We start from the raw sequence: 19,547 nt of genomic DNA, 5'->3' as shown, positions 1-19,547 counted from the left end.
TAAGAAAACAAGCTTCGTCTATAACGCGCTTTTCACACACCCTTAGAAACCTCTCTGGATTTCAATTAAAAGGCGTTCTATGAAATTTTTCGTGCTGACGTTTGTTGAACGTTTTCTGCTTCTTTTATCTTCTCTTTCGGCAGAACTAGATTCAGCAGAACTCCCATGATAGCAGACAGTGCCATGCTATCAATCTTTACATGTTCTGAGATATCTAAGTGTGCTCCTCCGATTCCTAACACTAAGATAATCGAAGCAATCATTAAGTTTCGTTTTGATCCAAGATCTACCTTTGCATCCACCATCATGCGCAAGCCTGATGAAGCAATGATTCCGAATAAGAGAATTGAAATCCCACCCATGACCGGCGTTGGTATACTTGAAATAAGAGCGTTGATTTTGCCGACAAACCCGAACAAAATCGCGAAGACTGCTGCTCCTGCTATTACAAATACGCTAAGCACCTTTGTGATGGCTAACACTCCGATGTTCTCACCATATGTTGTGTTTGGAGGTCCGCCGATCAGCGCAGCAAGCATAGTGGCTACTCCGTCTCCTAAAATCGATCTGTGCAGCCCTGGCTTTTCAATATAGTTTCGATCCACAATCTTATTTAAAACAAGAATGTGTCCAATATGTTCTGAAAGTGTTACGACTGCTACAGGTACCATGATAAGCACAATCCCTAGTGAAATGGACGGCGTGTATGTGACGAACGGCACGTAGAAGTGAGGTATTTCAATCCACTCTGCTTTCATTACCTTTGAAAAGTCTACCAATCCTTGTGTATAAGCGAAGATGTATCCGCCGATAATTCCCATCAGTACCGGAATCAGGCTGATAATGTTTTTAAAGAAGATTGAGCAAGCAACTGTTATTGCTAGCGTTACAAGCGCAACCATCAGGTAAGTTAAGCTGTAATTTCCTTTTGCATCGTTCATCGCCATGCCTACTGCTGTATTAGCTAATCCTAAGCCTATAACCATAATAACTGGTCCTACTACAACCGGAGGAAGCAGCTTCATAATCCAATTGATTCCTGTTCCTTTTATAATCAAAGCAACGATTCCATACACAAGTCCGGCTAAGAAACAGCCAACCATCGTTTCTTCAGGTCCAAACGAAGCTTTTGCGAAAATGATTGGCGTGATGAACGCGAACGATGAACCAAGGTAAGAAGGAATTTGACCTCTTGTAATGAGCAGGAAAGCAAGCGTTCCTACCCCACTTGAAATCAAAGCAATTGCCGGGCTGAATCCGACTAGGAACGGCACTAGCACCGTCGATCCAAACATTGCAAACAAATGCTGCAGACTCAATGTTAACCAATTTACTGCTTTTGGTTTATCATGTATATCAAGTACAAAATCTCGTTGTTGACTCATATGTTTTTCCTCCTATCACTATAAAAAAACCTCTTTACGCAGAGGCAAAGAGGTTTTCAGCATACAAGGAAGACGCTATACCGCAGTATAGTTTTCCTTGTATAGTGACCCCCCTTTTGCAGCCTCACGGGACTACTATTTAAAAGGGTATATAATTTATTTTTCGTAAATAGACACGTGGTCTTTTTCGTCTACTTCCATCAAATGCACCGCAATTTTTTCACTTTTAGCTGTCGGTACGTTTTTACCAACATAGTCTGCTCGAATCGGCAGCTCGCGGTGTCCTCTATCCACTAAAACAGCCAGCTGAATGAGTTCCGGTCGACCGATATCAATTAGTGCATCAAGTGCTGCTCGAACCGTACGGCCCGTATATAACACATCGTCTACTAAGATGACGTTCTTATTTGCAATATCTGTCGGAATATCTGATCCTTTTACGAGAGGCTCATCATTGCTTGTCACTTTCGATAAATCATCTCGGTAAAGCGTGATGTCTAGTTCTCCGACTGGCAATGTATTTCCTTCAATTTGTGCAATTCGTTCTGCTAAACGTTTTGCGATATAAATACCTCGCGTTTTAATCCCCACTAGCACACAATTTTCGATTCCTTTATTCTTTTCAATAATCTCATGTGCAATTCGAGTTAAAGCGCGGCGAATAGCCTGTTCGTCAAGTACGGTAGCTTTTACGTTCACTGTTTTTCACCTCAAGTTGTTGACATAAAAAAATCCTCTTGCCTTGAGGCAAGAGGATTTGGTTTTAGACATATTTCTTCAAAAAGGCTATAAGCATGCCTTTTCTGCACCGTTTCCTTCTCAGCCTCTCTGGACTGTTCTTAAAGGTTCTTATTAAGTTAATACAAGTATGCCATCACTTATGGCAGTTGTCAACTTCTTTTTTCAATAAGCTCTAGCATCTCATTAAACTCTTTTGGAGCCGGTGCTTCAAATTCCATATACTCATTTGTACGAGGGTGAATAAAGCCTAATACACCTGCATGAAGCGCTTGTCCGTCAATCGGAAGCGTTTTTTTCGGTCCGTACTTCGGATCTCCAGCAAGCGGAAAGCCAATATACTTCATATGAACGCGAATTTGGTGTGTTCGCCCCGTTTCTAGCTTACATTCGACTAGTGAAAAATCTTTAAAACGCTGCAATACAGTAAAGTGCGTCACTGCATCACGACTATTTTCATCAGTCACCGTCATGCTTTGACGATCTTGCTTATCTCGGCCGATTGGCGCATCAATTGTACCGTGATCGTGCGCAATTACTCCGTGAACGATAGCTTTATAGCGACGCGTCACTGTTTTAGCTACAAGCTGACTAACTAGTGATTCATGAGCTAAATCATTTTTTGCAACCATAAGTAAACCTGACGTATCTTTATCAATTCGATGAACGATACCAGGGCGCATAACGCCGTTAATACCGGATAAATCTTTACAGTGAGCCATTAAGCCGTTTACAAGCGTGCCGCTATGATGACCTGGAGCTGGATGTACAACCATGCCGCGAGGTTTATTTACAACAAGCACATCTTGATCTTCATAATAAATATCTAAATCCATTTCTTCCGCTACCACATCAAGCTCCTCTAGTTCCGGCACTTCAATAATAATAGCGTCTCCTGTTTTACATTTATAGTTTCCTTTAACGGTTTTATCATTCACTTTTGCATGACCTTCTTTAATCCACTGCTGCACTTGTGAACGTGACCATTCTGCATTTACAGTCGAAAGTACTTTATCAATACGTTCTCCCGCTTGTTCTTCATTTATAACTGTTTCAATTACATTCATTCTTTGTGCTCCTTCTTCATTTTCCCTTCAAACAGCGTCATAATAAACATGATGATTACTCCGACGACAAGTGCCGAATCAGCTACGTTAAAAATCGGAAAATCATACGTAAAGATGTATGTATTTACGAAATCAACTACTTCTTTACGGACCACTCGATCAATAAAGTTTCCAATGGCGCCGCCTAACATTAATGCTAGCGCAATACCGAACCATTTATCTTGTTTTTTGAGCTTTTGAATATAAATTATTAAACCGACTACCACAACCACCGTAATGAGATAAAAGAACCACATCTGTCCTTGTAGAATACCCCACGCGGCTCCTCTGTTACGATGAGAGGTAATGTAAAGAAAGTTTTCAATTACGGTAATGCTTTGTCCATAATACATTTCTTTTACAATCATCCATTTTGTTACCTGATCAATAAGTATAACAGCTAAAGCGATAAGATAATAAAACACAAACGTTTTCCTCCCGCAATAAAATCAAACGAATCCATACTAAAGCATTTTAGCACATAATTCATTTTTTTTCTCGCTTCTCACCAGAAAACAAATAAATCTTCGTTTGTGCGGGCCGTCGGCATTACTTTTAATTTATGAATAGACATCACTTCGCCAGTTAGTTCATCAATTCCAAACGCACCAACGTCAAGCTTTGCTAGCGCGTGTTCTACATCTTTTAAATCGGCTTTAATCATTTCTATTACGTAACGTTCCTTTTCATCTATATAACCAGATTGTTCTGTAGCATATCTCAATAGGCGATCTTGTAATTCTTCTTTGATAAGAGCTAATTCCTGTCCAATGGAAAGATAATTTTCATACATGCAAACGCCTCCTGTGCTGATAAGATGAAGTATTAATGATGTTAGGTTTACCGAGTTTTCCATCGAATCTACAACACAAGTTTTTCCTAAGGCTTTGAATGCTTTATACCATTGTATTTGGGAATTTCGTACAGCAAAAAACACGCCCAAAAAGGACGTGCTTTTGTTCATTACTGCTGAACGTAGTGATTTTTCACAACATCCGCACAGCGTGTACATAAAGTTGGGTGATCTTGATCTTCGCCAACTGTTGGTGATACTACCCAGCAGCGCTCACACTTCTCACCTTCTGCTTTACTTACAACAATTGAAGCATAGCTGAATTTTTGTGCTTCAGCAGGCGCTTCACCTTCTGCTACTTCAAGATCTGAAACGATGAAGAGTTGACCTACATTTTCAGAAATAGAGGCTAACAGCTCTTTCGTATCTGCTGTTGGATACAGCGTTAATTTTGCTTCTAAAGACTTACCGATTACTTTTTCATTACGAGCTTGTTCTAGCGCTTTTAAGACTTCATCGCGAAGCTCCATGAACGCATCCCATTTCTCTACTAATTGATCTGCTCCTTCAATTTCTTGAACCTCTGGCATATCAACTAGCTGCGCGCTTTCTTCCGTTACGTTCGGAATGTGAACCCATACTTCGTCTGCTGTATGAGAAAGAATTGGAGACACTAATTTCGTTAACGATAATAACGTTTCATAAAGAACCGTTTGAATGCTGCGACGCTCTACATTATTTTCTGCTTCAATGTACAATACATCTTTTGCAAAGTCTAAGTAGAATGAACTCATATCAATTGTACAGAAATTATGCACTGCGTGATAAATGCTTGAGAATTCATATGAATCATAAGATTTTTTCACTTTATCAATTAATTTGTTCAGCTTCACAAGCATGTAGCGATCTACTTCACGAAGGTCTTCAACGGCTACAGCGTCAGTTGTTGGATTAAAGTCCGCTAGGTTTCCTAGTAAGAAACGGAACGTGTTGCGGATTTTACGATATACTTCTGCTACTTGTTTTAAAATGTTATCAGATACACGAACATCCGCTTGGTAATCTACAGAAGCTACCCATAGACGTAAAATATCCGCACCTAGTTGTTTCATTACTTTTTCTGGAATTACAACATTCCCTAATGACTTACTCATTTTGCGACCTTCACCGTCTAAAGCAAATCCGTGACTAAGTACGCCTTTATAAGGTGCTTCACCTGTTACAGCTACACTTGTAGAAAGACTTGAATTAAACCAGCCGCGGTATTGGTCAGAACCTTCTAAATACAAATCAGCCGGACGCTGTAAGTCTTCACGCTCTTCAAGAACAGCTTGATGTGAAGAACCAGAGTCAAACCATACGTCCATGATGTCTGTTTCTTTTGTGAAACGGCCATTTGGGCTTCCTTCATGAGTAAAGCCTTCTGGAAGCAAGTCTTTTGCTTCACGCTCAAACCATACGTTTGATCCATGTTCTCTAAATAGATTTGATACGTGCTCAATTGTCTCGTCCGTAATGATTGGCTCATCATTTTCAGCATAAAATACTGGAATCGGAACGCCCCATGCACGTTGACGAGAAATACACCAGTCTCCGCGGTCACGCACCATGTTATAAAGTCGCGTTTCACCCCAAGTAGGCACCCATTCTGTTTTTTCTACTGCTTTTAATAAATCTTCACGGAAATCTTTAATAGACGCAAACCACTGTGCTGTTGCACGGAAAATTGTTGGTTTCTTCGTACGCCAGTCATGTGGATATGAGTGGGTAATGAAACTTAATTTTAACAGCGCGCCTTCTTCTTCTAGTTTGTCTGTAATCGGCTTATTCGCTTTATCATAGAATAATCCTTCAAATCCTGGTGCTTCATTCGTCATATGACCCTTACTATCAACTGGACAAAGAACTTCCAAACCATATTTTTGACCAACGATAAAGTCGTCTTCCCCGTGTCCCGGTGCTGTATGAACACAGCCAGTACCAGCATCAGTCGTTACGTGATCGCCAAGAACAACTAAAGAATCACGCTTGTAGATTGGATGTTCAGCTACCACGCGTTCAAGTTCTGAACCTTTTACTGTACGAAGTGTCTTATAGTCAGCCCATTCAATTTCTTTAGCAACTGTTTCAATAAGTTCAGTTGCTACTACATATTTTGCTCCATCTGCTTCAACTACGCTGTACTGAAGCTCGGGATTGACAGCAATCCCTTGGTTAGCTGGCATTGTCCATGGTGTTGTCGTCCAAATGATGAATTTTTCATCTTGTTCAAGCACGCCTTTACCATCTTTCACATTAAACGCTACGTAAATAGAAGCTGAACGCTTGTCATAGTATTCAATTTCCGCTTCTGCTAAAGCAGATTCACTTGAAGGGGACCAGTATACAGGTTTTAATCCTTTGTAGATATAGCCTTTTTTCGCCATATCGCCAAATACCTTGATTTGCTGCGCTTCGTACTGTGGCTGAAGCGTTACATATGGATTATCCCAATCTCCGCGTACGCCTAAACGCTTGAACTGCTCACGCTGGCCGTTTACTTGTTCCCAAGCATACTGTTCGCAAAGCTTACGGAATTCAGCTACTGTCATTTCTTTGCGGTTTACTTTTTTATTTTTTGTTAAAGCCGTTTCAATTGGCAAGCCGTGTGTATCCCAGCCTGGCACATAAGGTGCGCAGAAGCCTGACATCGACTTATAGCGAACGATAAAATCTTTTAAAATTTTATTTAAGGCATGTCCCATGTGAATATCGCCATTGGCATATGGAGGTCCATCATGCAGGACGAATAGCGGACGGCCTTCCGTACGTTTTTGTACTTTTTCATAAATATTCATTTCAGCCCACTGTTCTTGCATTTTAGGCTCGCGGTTCGGTAAATTTCCACGCATAGGAAATTCAGTTTTTGGCATCAATAATGTATCTTTATATTCCATGTTTTACCCTCCAAAAAAAACGTAAATTTCATATCTTTTTGCACCATAACAAAAAGACCTCCTCATCCCAAAAAGGGACGAGAAGGCCTCCCGCGGTACCACCCTAGTAGATTTGCTGCACGCAAATCCTCTTTGCATTCGTAACGTGAATAAACCGCCACTGCTTACTATCATCATTTCAGCAATGGTACTCTAGGGTGATTTTCACTTTTTTGTTTGTTATCGAGCTCGCACCATCCTCGATTCGCTTTGACAAACTAAAAAAGCTACTGTCCCTGTCTCCGTACTGTTTGATATGAAATTTCATCTGTTACCAAATTATATGACAACAAAACGTGAGAAGTCAAGATGATGTCTTGACTAGTCAATTTTTTCTTCTAGCGCTGGCATCTCATAATCCATCAACTGATCCCAGTCATCGCTGTTTAACATTTCCAGCTGTGCTTCAATTAACATTTTGAAACGAGTTCTAAATACTTTAGACTGCTTTTTCGTCTCCTCAATGTCCATCGCAATTTTACGAGACTTAGACAGTGCTTCATTAATAATACGGTCCGCATTTTTTTCTGCTTCTTTTATAATGAGCTTCGCTTCTTTTTCAGCGTTTCGCTTTACATCTTCCGCTGCTTCTTGAGCAATTAAAATTGATTTATTTAACGTTTCTTCGATGTTAGTAAAATGTCCAAGACGATCTGTTAATTCAGATACTCTTCCTTCTAACTCCTTTTTATCACGCATTACCAGCTCATAGTCTTTAATTACTTGGTCAAGAAACTCATTTACTTCATCTTCATCATATCCGCGAAACCCGCGATTAAACTCTTTGTTATGAATATCCAAAGGGGTTAAAGGCATCTAGGCCACCTCCGTGTTGTCTCATTACATCATTAGTAATGGTTTATTCGACATATTTTTAAAATTTCCTGCTAGTAGATTTCTTTATTTCTGCTTCCCTACAACAATTCGCCATTTTTCTTTTTTTGTTTTGCCTTCAAGTGAAACGATACGACTTCTGCCGTGGCCACGAAGCGACAAAATATCACCTTCATGACATTCAAAAGAAGGCTGTTCAATGACTTTAAAATTTACTTTTACCGCTCCATTTGCAATAAACGGCTGGACTTTTTGTCTTGATAAATTGTGAATGGTCGACAGCAAAACATCAAGCCTCATTGAAGAAACTGTATAAACGTGTTCAATCAGCTCTTCTTTTACCACATGCAGCTGCTCTCTTTGAATAGAAGAAAGTGAAACTTTGGCTTTTCCAATTGATGTTAAATTCATCTCAATATAAGAAGAAATTTCCTCTGCGGCTACAAGCTGAATATCGTCTCCCGCGACCAAAATATCGCCAAATTTTGAACGGCGCAGTCCTAAGGACATCGCCGAACCAAGAACTTGAGGATGTTCAATCGTCACAAACTTTTTAGGATAATTCAATTCGTACATATGCAACTGAAAATCTTCGCTTTCAGGCACATAGTAATCCGGATATAGCAGCGCACGCTTGCGTTCAGCAAACGGTTGTCCACCATCAAATGAAACTTGAACCTCTCCTTCAGTCCCAACAATAGCTGTCACAATCTGCTGCTCTCTTGGATCTAAAAAATCCGTTAATTTTGGGCTGTATTGATGTAGGACATCTTCTTTCCACTGAAGAACCTGGTCAATAAATCCATGTTCTTCTTGCCTAAAATGTTCATAAATAGACATATTATTACTCCTACTATTGGTATGTAAAAAAGGAATCCAGCGATTCCTTTTTAAATAAATCCAACCATACTGTGAAGTGAACGTACACCTGCTTGCGCAAATCGTAGTAAAAAGATTGCAACAAGAGGTGAAATATCAATCATGCCAATAGGCGGAATGATTTTACGAAAAGGCTCTAAGTAAGGCTCGCAAATGCTGCCAAGCAGCTGACCAAACTTAGACGCCCTTACATCGGGTACCCAAGACATCAAAATGTGAATAATCAGTGCCCATGAGTAAAGACCAATCAATTGCCCAAGAATCCCAAAAACGATGTCCAAAAACTACCACCTCTTTACGTTTGTTGTATCGTGTTCTCCCATCATATCTGAAATGCTTCCGCTTACGTCTACATTATCAGGTGTACATAAAAAGATGTCGGTTCCAATTTTTTGAATGTCCCCGCCTAAAGCATAAACTGTACCACTTAAAAAGTCGACAATTCTCACTGCTTGATCTCGTTGAATGCGCTGTAAATTAACAACTACGACTTTACGATTTTTTAAATGATCCGTAATTTCTTGTGCTTCGGCATAGACGCGAGGTTCGCAAAGCATCATTTTTGATGATTTTTGAACGCTTTGCAAGCTAATCACGTTTTGCTGCTGATTCGGCTGCTGACTAGCTTTCACTGGTCTCGACTGCTGTACAGGCTCTTCTACCGACTCTTCTTGTTCGTAATGTTCTTCTACATATTCAGTATCGTCATCAAGAGCAAAAAAACTTCTAAAGCGATTTTTCATACTCATCTTGAATTACACCTCCTTAACGTTCATTCCCAACTAGCGTGGTTCCTAGTCGAATGAATGTTGCTCCTTCTTCAATTGCAATTGCATAATCGTTTGACATTCCCATTGATAGCTCCGTACAAGGTGCATACGGGAGGTTTAGTTCTTGTATACGATCCTGCAATTTCTTTAGACCTTGAAAACAGCTGCGAAGCAAGGACTCGTCATCTGTGTGAGGAGCCATGGTCATTAATCCAACTACTTGGATATTTGTAAATGTTTCAAGAGATTGAATAAATGGAATTACCTCTTCTACAGCAAGGCCATGCTTTGATTGTTCTTCGGCAACATTAACTTGTACAAAACATTTTATACGATGTCCTGCACGTTTATCAATTTCTTTTGCTAAAGATAATCGGTCTAGTGAATGAATATAGTCAACTTTATCAATCACATGTTTTACTTTTCTTGTTTGCAAGCTTCCGATAAAATGCCAGGTCGCTTTCTCACCGATTGATTCATACTTTTCTAGAAGACCTTCATCCCTGTTTTCTCCAAGATGTAAAATGCCTGCATCCACTGCTTCTGCTGCTCGTTTTGTGGAAACGTATTTTGTTACAGCAATCACCTCTACATCTTCTCGATTTCGATTAACTTTTTTACATGCTTCAGCAATTGTTTGTTGAACTGCTTCTAGATTTTCACTTACGCTAGCTGTCACTATGTAATTACTCCTCCTTAAAGCCTATGAAGTTAAACATGCGTCCTGTTTTCCCTTGGTCGCGGCGATGTGAGAAGAACAGGTCATCTTCACAGCTTGTACAATACGACGATGTTAAAATTCGTTCCGGCAATACGCCTGCGTTTTGAACCAGCAGCTTATTGACTTTTTTTAAATTAAGCGCGTATTGTCCAGGGCTTACTTCTTGATATCCATTTTGGCCAACTACTTCGTTTACTTGTGTAATGACGCGGTTATCGACAACATAACAGCAATCTTCAATCGAAGGGCCAATCGCCACGTAAATATCTTCAACCGGAACATTTTCTTGCTCTACCCACAGCCGAATCATATTTCCTGCAATATCTTTTACTGTTCCCTTCCACCCAGCATGAGCAAGACCAACTAAATGGTGATCAGGCGCATAGAAGTACAGCGGAACACAATCTGCATAACATAAAGCTAACAAAATATCAGATTCATTTGTATAAATGCCATCCGCTGCTTTTATGCCCTCTTCATACTTGTAGAGTCCTTTTGCACAGTCGGCTTTTGTTACTTTTTGAACAGTTGCTTCATGTACTTGTTCAGCACATACAAAGCTTTCAAAAGACATGTCTAGTTCGGCTGCTAAAATTTTTCTATTTGTAATAACATCTTCTACGTTATCGTTTACGTGAAGCCCTAGGTTAAAAGAAGCAAATGGAGGTTTACTCACGCCACCATTTTTTGTGGTGAAACCAGCAACAAGCATATCATTCTTTTCTACCCAAGGGCTCAGCCACATAAACGACTCGTGATGGCTTTTTTTTAATGGCTCAGGATTCATGTATGTGACACATCCCTTGTTTCATTTGTTCTCACATATTGTACCACAGATTGCTAGGTGCTGTTGACAAAAAACTAATTCTCTTCAGGCTGAAATGCGTCTTTATAACGTACTAAAATGACATCGGAACCAATTTTCACAATATTTTTCCACGGAATCACAATTTCATCATCTTTTCCAAAGAAGCCCAATACACGAGAGCCTCCGATAATGACGGCCTGTATTTTTCCCGTTGTTAAGTCAATATCAATATCCCCTACATTTCCAAGTTTTTTGCCATCAGCTACATTCACTACATCTTTCAGCTGAAACTCTGAAATCTTTAACATGCTCTCTCCTCCTATAGCCAACTTTATTCCTTAGCCTATATATATTTTCAAATTTTCATTTCATGAAGGAAAAGCTTATTTTTTCTCTGCCATTCTCTTTCTATAAGCATTTTGTTCACTAATTACACAGTTTTTCATCAAGAGACATTCTCAACAAGCAGCGAGAAGTCCTCATAGCAATAGGAAATCTAACATGAATATCTTTTGGTTATGTATTCATTGATACATACAAAATAAGCATCGTGTCTGTTTTTATAGACACGATGCTTATTAAGTTGAACATCAAATAAAGTGAATGGTATTGATTGTATGAACAAGAGCAGCTGCCAGTTTAGAGAGCTTTTGTTAACTTTGAATATTTTTATTCATCTGTTTAATAGCAGCTTTTTCTAAACGAGAAACCTGCGCTTGAGAAATACCAATTTCTTCAGCAACTTCCATCTGTGTTTTACCTTGGAAGAAGCGCTTTCGTAAAATTAGTTTTTCTCGCTCGTTCAATCTTCTCATACCTTCTTGCAAAGCAATTTCTTCAATCCAAGTTGAATCACGGTTGCGTTCATCGCTTAGCTGATCCATCACATAGATTGGGTCTCCGCCATCATTGTAAATAGGTTCAAATAAAGAAACCGGATCTTGGATAGCATCTAAAGCAAACACAATTTCTTCATGCGGTACTTCTAGGACTTTTGAAATTTCCTCAGCTGTAGGTTCCTTGGATGTTTCACTCATAAGCCTTTCACGAACTTGAAGAGCTTTATAAGCAATATCACGAAGGGAACGAGAAACACGGATTGGATTATTGTCACGTAAATAGCGGCGAATTTCCCCTATAATCATTGGGACAGCATATGTAGAAAACTTCACGTTTTGACTTAAATCAAAATTGTCAATGGATTTCATTAATCCAATACACCCAACCTGAAATAAGTCATCAACAAATTCTCCACGATTGTTAAAACGTTGGATCACGCTGAGTACGAGACGTAAATTTCCGCTTACTAGCTTTTCTCTTGCTGTTCCATCTCCAGCCTGCATTTGTTTAAACAACTTTCGCATTTCTTCATTTTTTAATACGGGAAGTTTCGAAGTATCTACTCCACAAATTTCTACTTTATTTCTTGTCAACTCTTTCCCTCCTAACAGGAGATGATGTTCTGAATTCAGTATCTCCTCCGGAGGAAAAAATATGCACTTTTACAATTCTGACAATTTCACGCTAAAAAAGCTGATTGTATAAGATGCTTCTCAGCCCTTATACAATCAGCTTTTTTACTTAAACCATTTTATTAAATTCTTTTCGCAGCCGTTTAATAATTCGTTTTTCGAGCCTTGAAATATAAGACTGAGAAATGCCTAGCATATCGGCTACATCTTTTTGCGTTTTTTCTTCTCCGCCGGCTAGCCCAAAGCGCAGCTCCATAATTTGCTTTTCACGATCATTTAATTGGTGCAGTGCTTTCAGCAAAAGTTTTCGATCTACATTCGCTTCTAGGTCTTTTGTGATGATATCTTCTTCGGTTCCCATCACGTCAGACAATAACAGTTCGTTTCCATCCCAATCAATATTTAACGGCTCATCAAATGAAACTTCAGATCGAATTTTATTGTTGCGGCGCAAATACATTAAAATTTCATTTTCAATACAGCGAGAGGCGTACGTCGCTAGCTTAATTTTCTTTTCAGGATTAAACGTGTTTACTGCTTTAATTAAACCGATGGTGCCGATGCTAATTAAATCCTCAATATTGATTCCCGTATTTTCAAACTTGCGGGCAATATAAACAACAAGTCGCAAATTACGCTCAATCAACAGTGAACGTGCTGCTTCATCTCCTGATGGAAGTTTCTTCAAGAGCACTTCTTCTTCATCTTTTGTTAAAGGTGGTGGAAGAGCTTCACTTCCTCCTATATAGTACACTTCATCTGTTTTTAGCTTAAGTTTAATTAATAATTTGTACCACCATAATTGAAATCGAATTCGATATGTAGCCATTGTGTATCCTCCTTTATTTGTTCACACCTTTTACGATGCGGAACTTACTTCTCCAATAACGATAAGCTTGGGATGAACAATACATTCATATTGCTTCTCCACTGAAAGCGTTGTATGACTAATACCTACTAATACTTTAGTGACTTCAATCGTGTTGGACTGATGAACCAGCCTTACCATATCTGGCTTTAGAGCAAGCAGCAGCTGATTGGCTTGGCCTACGCTTCGATAAGGGACAAAGCGGACTTTTGAATACCACTCTTGATCAATATCTTCGCTGTGTGAAAAGGATTGAACATTTTTGCTTAATTCCATTAAGCCTTCAGGCAATATTTCTTTTAAAGAATCTGCTGTAACAATCATAACCGGGGTTTTCGTCAGCGGATCTACAAGCTGATTCCCACTATCAATAAGTCCTTTCATCGACAGCGTCTGTTCGTTTAAAATAACTTCTACATCTACCAGCTGATCAAATGTAATATTTTTCATTCGCAAATCATCAACTCGTGCTTTTGAAAAATAAGATAATAGCGGAAAACCAATAAGAACAAATATCCAGCTAATAGGATCACCAAACTGTGGAGATTTCGTATCAACCATTTGATTAAGAACAAGGAACTGATCTTGAAATAAAAAGTGAACGCCCATTAACCCTCCACCCACAACAAAGGTTGCAAAATAAAACGTTAATAAATTCTCAAAGAAAAAGCGCAGTCGTTTATAACCAAACGCCATCAATACCATAAAAAACGAGAATAAAATTTTAATAGCAGGGTGAACCATAAGATGAGAAAAAGGTGTAAACATAAGAAGGACAATCAATGAACCGATAAAGCCGCCAAGCAAAAGCCGCCACCACTTGTAATTCCGTTTAAGTACAACAGCACATAACATTAGTAAGATCGTATCTAACCCAAAATTCAGCATCCATATTAAATCTAAATAGATTGGCAATGTTTATAACCTCTCCATTCTTTCTGAATTTTTCTGTTAAAAATTAGTATATAGTACATCCTATTAGAAAGTCTGTCAGTTCATGCCGAGAAACAAGCAGTATTTTTGAGGAAATCATTCGATATTTGTCACACTACTTTTAGAAAGAAAACACAAACCCTTTGAAGGCGTCATATTGACCATGTCGAATGTTTTTTATACTCTTTTTGAGTTTTCTAGATTCATTGCATAAAAAAAGACCTCTGTATAAAACAGAGGTCTTGGCTTTTTATTTTCTTAGCGTCTACGATTACGGTTTCGTAAGAATGTTGGAATATCTAGCGCATCTTCAGACTGTGGCTGAGATGGACGCGTATATTCTTGCTGTACAGGTTCTTCACGCTTTACTTCACGCTTCGGCTGTGGAGCCGGTTGCTGTGTCGATTGCTGCATGCGATTCGCCGATAACGAAGGACGACCTGGTTTTGGCTGTGATAAATCTTGGTCACTAAAGCCAGTTGCAATAACTGTAACAACAATCTCATCTTTTAGGTTTTCGTTAATAACAGATCCAAAGATCATGTTCACTTCTTGGTCAGAAGCCGAAGCAACGATATCTGCAGCTTCTTGTACTTCGTAAAGACTTAGGTTTGTACCGCCTGTGATATTCATTAATACACCTTGAGCTCCATCGATAGATGTTTCAAGAAGTGGACTTGAAATAGCTTTTTTAGCTGCTTCAGCAGCGCGGTTTTCACCAGTCGCAATACCGATACCCATAAGTGCAGATCCTTTGTTAGACATAATTGTTTTCACGTCCGCGAAGTCTAAGTTAATTAATCCAGGAACTGCGATTAAATCTGAAATACCTTGCACACCTTGTCGTAATACGTTATCCGCTTCACGGAACGCTTCTAGCATTGGCGTGTTTTTATCAACGATTTCTAATAAGCGATCATTTGGAATAACAATCAGCGTATCCACTGCTTCTTTCATTGACGCAATGCCACCTGCCGCTTGAGTAGAACGCTTACGGCCTTCAAACGTAAATGGACGAGTAACAACACCTACCGTTAGTGCTCCTAGCTCACGAGCAATTTGGGCAATGACTGGAGCTGCACCAGTTCCAGTTCCTCCACCCATACCAGCTGTTACGAAAACCATGTCTGCACCTTTTAGTGCTTCTTGTATTTGTTCCTTACTTTCTTCAGCTGCTTTTTTACCAACTTCTGGATTAGCACCTGCACCTAATCCTCTTGTTAATTTAGCGCCGATTTGCATTTTTGTTTCAGCTTTTGATAAATTTAATGCCTGTGCATCTGTATTAACTGCAATAAATTCTACACCTTGGACGCCATGTTCAATCATTCGGTTAACCGCGTTGTTACCGCCGCCTCCGACACCGATTACTTTAATCGTCGCTAATTGGTCTACACTTGTATCAAACTCCAACATGATAGTTCCTCCTAATTCTTCGAAATTACCAATCCGTAACGTTAATCAAAGAAGTATCCAAAAAACTTCTTCATTAAATTTTGGTCATTTTTCTTTTTCGGCTGCTCAGCTGATTGTTGCGGCTGCTGTGGTTTCGGGCTAGGCTTGATCATTTCTTGTTCAATCGGCTCTTCTTCCACAACTGGCGCTCCAATTTCCCGGCCTTGTATTTTAGCATTTTTGTATGCAAATTTTATTAATCCTACGCCTGTTGTATAATGCGGCTCACGTACTCCAATATAATCAGGCACTGCTATGCGCACGTTATTCTTTAAAATCACTTGAGCTAGCTCAAGAATACCAGGCATCGCTACTACTCCGCCTGTTAAAACAAATCCTCCTGGAATATCTTTGTATCCTAGGCGATTTACCTCCTGCGTAATCATATCTAAAATCTCTTCTAATCTAGCTTCAATAATATCAGAGATTTCGAGCTGATTAAACTGCTGATGCTGATCGCTTCCAATGATCGGTACACTAAATACTTCTTCTTCAGAAGCATGATCGTAGAAAGCATGTCCATGCTTTATCTTAATATTTTCCGCGTCTTCAGTCGATGTGCGAAGGCCAATCGATAAATCTTTGGTAATGTGCTCTCCGCCAACAGCTAGTACATTTGTTACTTTCAAATGTCCTTGGTCAAAGATCGCAACCGTTGTTGAACCTCCACCGATATCTACCAGTGCGACACCTAAGTTTTTTTCATCACGAGATAATGCAATTGAACCAGCGGCTAGAGGCTGTAAACAAATATCACTGATTTCTAAACCAGCTCTTTCTACACAGCGTAATAAGTTATGTAAAACCGTTCTAGATCCTGTTATGATTGTGCCTTCCATTTCTAAACGTACCCCAATCATACCTCTAGGATCGTTAATACCTTCTAAGCCATCTACAATAAATTGCTTTGGAATAACATCAATGATTTCACGATCTGGCGGGATAGACATGACTTGAGCAGCATCAATTACTCGATGAATATCTTCGTTTGTAATTTCACGATTTTCGCTTGACACGGCTACTACTCCGTGACAATCCTGTAAAAATACATGATTTCCGCTTATGCCCACTACAACCTTTTTAATTGTAATGCCTACCATTCGTTCAGCTTGTTCTACTGCTTTTCGAATAGATTGAACTGTTGCATCTATATCAACGATAGAACCTTTTTTTAGTCCGTGTGATTTAACATTCCCTACACCAATGATATTCAATGAATCGTTACTCATCTCTCCGATGATTACTTTCACACTGGATGTACCGATGTCTAAACTAACGTATATTTCATTGCTGTTCATTCTTTGGCACCTCCTTTTTCTTTCTGCACATGTCATCTTAAATAAATTAAGAAGAACAACAATATTAATTTTTTATTATATGAAAATATTCAACAAATACATCTGTTTCCCTTTTGTAAAATCAATTTTTTTCAAGTTTTTCACAGACTTTATCTCTTTCAAAGAACAAAACGTTCTTGTTTTGACTTTTTTTTAGATTTAAGCCTCAAATTCACTGAAAAAAAGCTATTTAACTACAAGTCTACACTAAGATGTACACTGAGAAAAGCGAAACTTACCTAGAACAAATATTACATTTCCATTTCACAGCAGCGGAGAAGAAAATCATATGTATGCAGAATACTTGCATGTGATTATACAATGTACAAGGGCTAGTTTGCCAGTCTCAACTCATCTATTTCCTTTAATTAACACTTATAAAAAATAATTACTGCTTGCTCTTTTTATAAGGTTTAAATGCATATCCTTCTTCTAAATCAATAATGCCTTTTTGATCATCACTCAATTTACTTGCAATAGCTGGGTAATGAACAATTTTATCAGAGAAGTTGCTAATTTTCCCGCTTACTTCACGCGTATCATTCATAAATACCTCGATGTGAAGAGGTTCTGATTTTGTCGGCGCATAGTAAATCTCAGAAATAGCCCCTTTTATGCTCTTAGGCGTTTTAGCTAATTCTTGAACCATGCTTTGTATAGCGTCTCCGTCTTTCCAGTCAATTAGCAGCGGAGCGTCGGATGACACTTTCTTAGCACTTACTTCTTTTAAAACTTTTCCATTTTCATTCACAGGGAAATATTTATTCCCCGAGGTTACATATGCAATTCTTGCGTACTCTTTTACGTCGATTACGACCTTATTAGGAAATGTTTTGTGAATGACAGCTTCCTTTACCTCAGGATTTTTTTCGACTTTTTCTTGAATTTGATCAGCATCAGCTTTCCAGTAGCTAGTTTTTTTGGACAGACCACTCGCTTTGACAATATCCTTATCACTTACATGTTTATTCCCTTGTACTTCAATGTTAGAAACATTACTCAGAGAAGATTGAGAATATACAATAAATAAAATAAGGATGAAAAAGAGTGATAAATACAAAATAAGCCGTCTATTTGCTTTTTGCTTTCGCTGTTCTTGCAGCTTCGGTACACGATCTTCTAAAACAATTAACTTACCTTTTTCCATTTTTTTCACCCTTATCCATTTGAGAAAATAAACGAGGACTTACCATCTATTTATTTCCAATCTTTGCTTCATGAGAATATCCCCATTATAGCATAGAATAAACACATAAAAGCTACCTTTTCACGCATAACCATACAGCGACGGGCTGAGTAATTAGCGACCGATAATCTCAACTTCTGTATGAATATCAATATCGAATTTCTCTTTAATTGTTTTCTTAACATGAGCAATTAAATTCAGCACGTCTGAAGCCGTTGCATCTCCTGTATTGACAATGAAGTTCGCATGCTGCTCACTAATTTGCGCACCGCCTACTGAAAAACCTTTTAAGTTGGACTTTTCAATTAAGTCTCCTGCATAATTTGGAAGCGGATTTCTAAAAATACTTCCTGCACAAGGGAAATTCCAAGGCTGTGTTTCGCGGCGATAGTCTTTATTTTTCTGCATGACCGCCACAATATCATCTTTCGTTCCCTTTTTCAAACGCAGCACAGCTTCTACACATACTCCAGGACGGTCTTTTTGTAGAATGGAATGACGATACGAAAATTGAAGCTCTTCATTTGTCAGCCACTCCAGAGTGCCATCTTCAAATAAAATCAGCGCTTTTTCGACTACATGAGACATATCAGAACCATGGGCACCTGCATTCATATAAACAGCGCCTCCCACAGATCCAGGAATTCCACTTGAAAACTCCAATCCAGACAGACCTTGTTTTGTAATAACTGTTGCAAGCTTGATGCTAGGGTATCCCCCACCTACAGTAACCGTCTCTCCATCTACTGTTAAATCATCTAATCCGGCTCCGAGCTTAATGACCACACCTTCAATTCCCTTATCAGAAACAAGAAGATTAGATCCTCGACCAATCGCTCTCCATTTCACGCCGTGTTTTTTAATCATATCCATTGTAACTTTTAAGTGATCAACAGAATCAGGTTCTACAAGCACATCTGCTGGACCACCAATTTTCATTGTTGTATGTTTTGCTAGCGGTTCATTTTCACGAACCTTTCCAATATTCGCTTCGACTAACTCTTTTACTAACGCTTCCATAAGAACCTCCTAAAACCCTCTTTGCTGTTATAAAACTTTCATGTCAATGCGCCCTTACTTCTAATGCATAAGAATAATAAGAACAGATTCATAACTAAGCAGCAGCACCTTGTAAGATACCTTTTTTCTACGAAGGCACTCTATTCTGTTGTCAATTTCATCATTTTTATTTATCGTATGACATTCACCCATAGAATGTACGTTCATCTGCTATATAAAGTAATTTTGATTGTTTTTTTATCGTTTTTCATTTAGAAGTTAAACACA

At 38.9% G+C, this 19,547-nt stretch carries 20 protein-coding genes and 1 other annotated feature; all 20 genes read right to left on the bottom strand.

Annotated features, from left to right (window positions below; all coding sequences use genetic code 11):
- Positions 1 to 77 precede the first annotated feature (77 nt).
- The gene (locus ACH6EI_RS03240) at positions 78 to 1,385 is read right to left on the bottom strand and encodes a uracil-xanthine permease family protein (RefSeq protein ID WP_028411467.1); all 1,308 of its coding nucleotides are present in this window, start codon (positions 1,383 to 1,385) and stop codon (positions 78 to 80) included.
- A 156-nt stretch (positions 1,386 to 1,541) separates the two neighbouring features.
- Positions 1,542 to 2,084, bottom strand: coding sequence for a bifunctional pyr operon transcriptional regulator/uracil phosphoribosyltransferase PyrR (gene pyrR / locus ACH6EI_RS03235; protein WP_013058940.1), 543 nt, complete (start codon positions 2,082 to 2,084; stop codon positions 1,542 to 1,544).
- A 191-nt stretch (positions 2,085 to 2,275) separates the two neighbouring features.
- Positions 2,276 to 3,190 (bottom strand): RluA family pseudouridine synthase, encoded by a 915-nt coding sequence (locus ACH6EI_RS03230; protein WP_013058941.1) that lies wholly within the window; start codon positions 3,188 to 3,190, stop codon positions 2,276 to 2,278.
- Positions 3,187 to 3,654 (bottom strand): signal peptidase II, encoded by a 468-nt coding sequence (lspA, locus tag ACH6EI_RS03225; RefSeq protein WP_013084844.1) that lies wholly within the window; start codon positions 3,652 to 3,654, stop codon positions 3,187 to 3,189. Before lspA ends, ACH6EI_RS03230 begins: the two co-directional genes overlap by 4 nt.
- A gap of 80 nt (positions 3,655 to 3,734) precedes the next feature.
- The gene (locus ACH6EI_RS03220) at positions 3,735 to 4,022 is read right to left on the bottom strand and encodes a conjugal transfer protein TraR (protein WP_028411468.1); all 288 of its coding nucleotides are present in this window, start codon (positions 4,020 to 4,022) and stop codon (positions 3,735 to 3,737) included.
- 170 nt (positions 4,023 to 4,192) lie between these two features.
- Entirely contained in the window at positions 4,193 to 6,958 is a 2,766-nt protein-coding gene (ileS, locus tag ACH6EI_RS03215) for an isoleucine--tRNA ligase (RefSeq protein ID WP_014458384.1), read from the bottom strand.
- A gap of 70 nt (positions 6,959 to 7,028) precedes the next feature.
- Positions 7,029 to 7,249 (bottom strand) — a binding site (T-box leader).
- A 69-nt stretch (positions 7,250 to 7,318) separates the two neighbouring features.
- A complete protein-coding gene (locus tag ACH6EI_RS03210; protein WP_013058945.1) occupies positions 7,319 to 7,813 on the bottom strand; it encodes a DivIVA domain-containing protein in 495 nt (164 codons plus the stop codon).
- 84 nt (positions 7,814 to 7,897) lie between these two features.
- A complete protein-coding gene (locus ACH6EI_RS03205) occupies positions 7,898 to 8,671 on the bottom strand; it encodes a YlmH family RNA-binding protein (RefSeq protein ID WP_013058946.1) in 774 nt (257 codons plus the stop codon).
- 50 nt (positions 8,672 to 8,721) lie between these two features.
- Positions 8,722 to 8,991, bottom strand: coding sequence for a YggT family protein (locus ACH6EI_RS03200; protein WP_108674311.1), 270 nt, complete (start codon positions 8,989 to 8,991; stop codon positions 8,722 to 8,724).
- 3 nt (positions 8,992 to 8,994) lie between these two features.
- Entirely contained in the window at positions 8,995 to 9,459 is a 465-nt protein-coding gene (locus ACH6EI_RS03195; RefSeq protein WP_028411470.1) for a cell division protein SepF, read from the bottom strand.
- A gap of 16 nt (positions 9,460 to 9,475) precedes the next feature.
- Positions 9,476 to 10,159, bottom strand: coding sequence for a YggS family pyridoxal phosphate-dependent enzyme (locus ACH6EI_RS03190; RefSeq protein WP_099331255.1), 684 nt, complete (start codon positions 10,157 to 10,159; stop codon positions 9,476 to 9,478).
- Between the two features lie 7 nt (positions 10,160 to 10,166).
- Positions 10,167 to 10,988: a peptidoglycan editing factor PgeF gene (gene pgeF / locus ACH6EI_RS03185; protein WP_098999571.1), complete on the bottom strand. Its 822-nt coding sequence runs from the start codon at positions 10,986 to 10,988 to the stop codon at positions 10,167 to 10,169.
- A gap of 74 nt (positions 10,989 to 11,062) precedes the next feature.
- Positions 11,063 to 11,317, bottom strand: a complete 255-nt coding sequence (locus tag ACH6EI_RS03180; RefSeq protein ID WP_013058951.1) for a YlmC/YmxH family sporulation protein — start codon at positions 11,315 to 11,317, stop codon at positions 11,063 to 11,065.
- A gap of 345 nt (positions 11,318 to 11,662) precedes the next feature.
- A complete protein-coding gene (gene sigG, locus ACH6EI_RS03175) occupies positions 11,663 to 12,442 on the bottom strand; it encodes an RNA polymerase sporulation sigma factor SigG (RefSeq protein ID WP_013058952.1) in 780 nt (259 codons plus the stop codon).
- 148 nt (positions 12,443 to 12,590) lie between these two features.
- On the bottom strand, positions 12,591 to 13,310 hold the full coding sequence (gene sigE / locus ACH6EI_RS03170) for an RNA polymerase sporulation sigma factor SigE (RefSeq protein ID WP_013058953.1): 720 nt from the start codon (positions 13,308 to 13,310) through the stop codon (positions 12,591 to 12,593).
- A 30-nt stretch (positions 13,311 to 13,340) separates the two neighbouring features.
- Positions 13,341 to 14,264, bottom strand: a complete 924-nt coding sequence (gene spoIIGA / locus ACH6EI_RS03165) for a sigma-E processing peptidase SpoIIGA (protein ID WP_014458377.1) — start codon at positions 14,262 to 14,264, stop codon at positions 13,341 to 13,343.
- A 276-nt stretch (positions 14,265 to 14,540) separates the two neighbouring features.
- Positions 14,541 to 15,698, bottom strand: a complete 1,158-nt coding sequence (gene ftsZ, locus ACH6EI_RS03160) for a cell division protein FtsZ (protein WP_013058955.1) — start codon at positions 15,696 to 15,698, stop codon at positions 14,541 to 14,543.
- A gap of 41 nt (positions 15,699 to 15,739) precedes the next feature.
- Positions 15,740 to 17,035: a cell division protein FtsA gene (gene ftsA / locus ACH6EI_RS03155; protein WP_013058956.1), complete on the bottom strand. Its 1,296-nt coding sequence runs from the start codon at positions 17,033 to 17,035 to the stop codon at positions 15,740 to 15,742.
- Between the two features lie 427 nt (positions 17,036 to 17,462).
- Positions 17,463 to 18,221 (bottom strand): cell division protein FtsQ/DivIB, encoded by a 759-nt coding sequence (locus ACH6EI_RS03150; protein WP_016765445.1) that lies wholly within the window; start codon positions 18,219 to 18,221, stop codon positions 17,463 to 17,465.
- A gap of 153 nt (positions 18,222 to 18,374) precedes the next feature.
- Positions 18,375 to 19,280, bottom strand: coding sequence for a UDP-N-acetylmuramate dehydrogenase (gene murB, locus ACH6EI_RS03145; protein WP_028411473.1), 906 nt, complete (start codon positions 19,278 to 19,280; stop codon positions 18,375 to 18,377).
- Positions 19,281 to 19,547 lie beyond the last annotated feature (267 nt).

Origin of the sequence: Priestia sp. JSM ZJ58 (genome assembly GCF_044383985.1) — a bacterium.
Classification (GTDB): domain Bacteria; phylum Bacillota; class Bacilli; order Bacillales; family Bacillaceae_H; genus Priestia; species Priestia zanthoxyli.
This window is presented reverse-complemented; position numbering and strand designations above follow the sequence as displayed.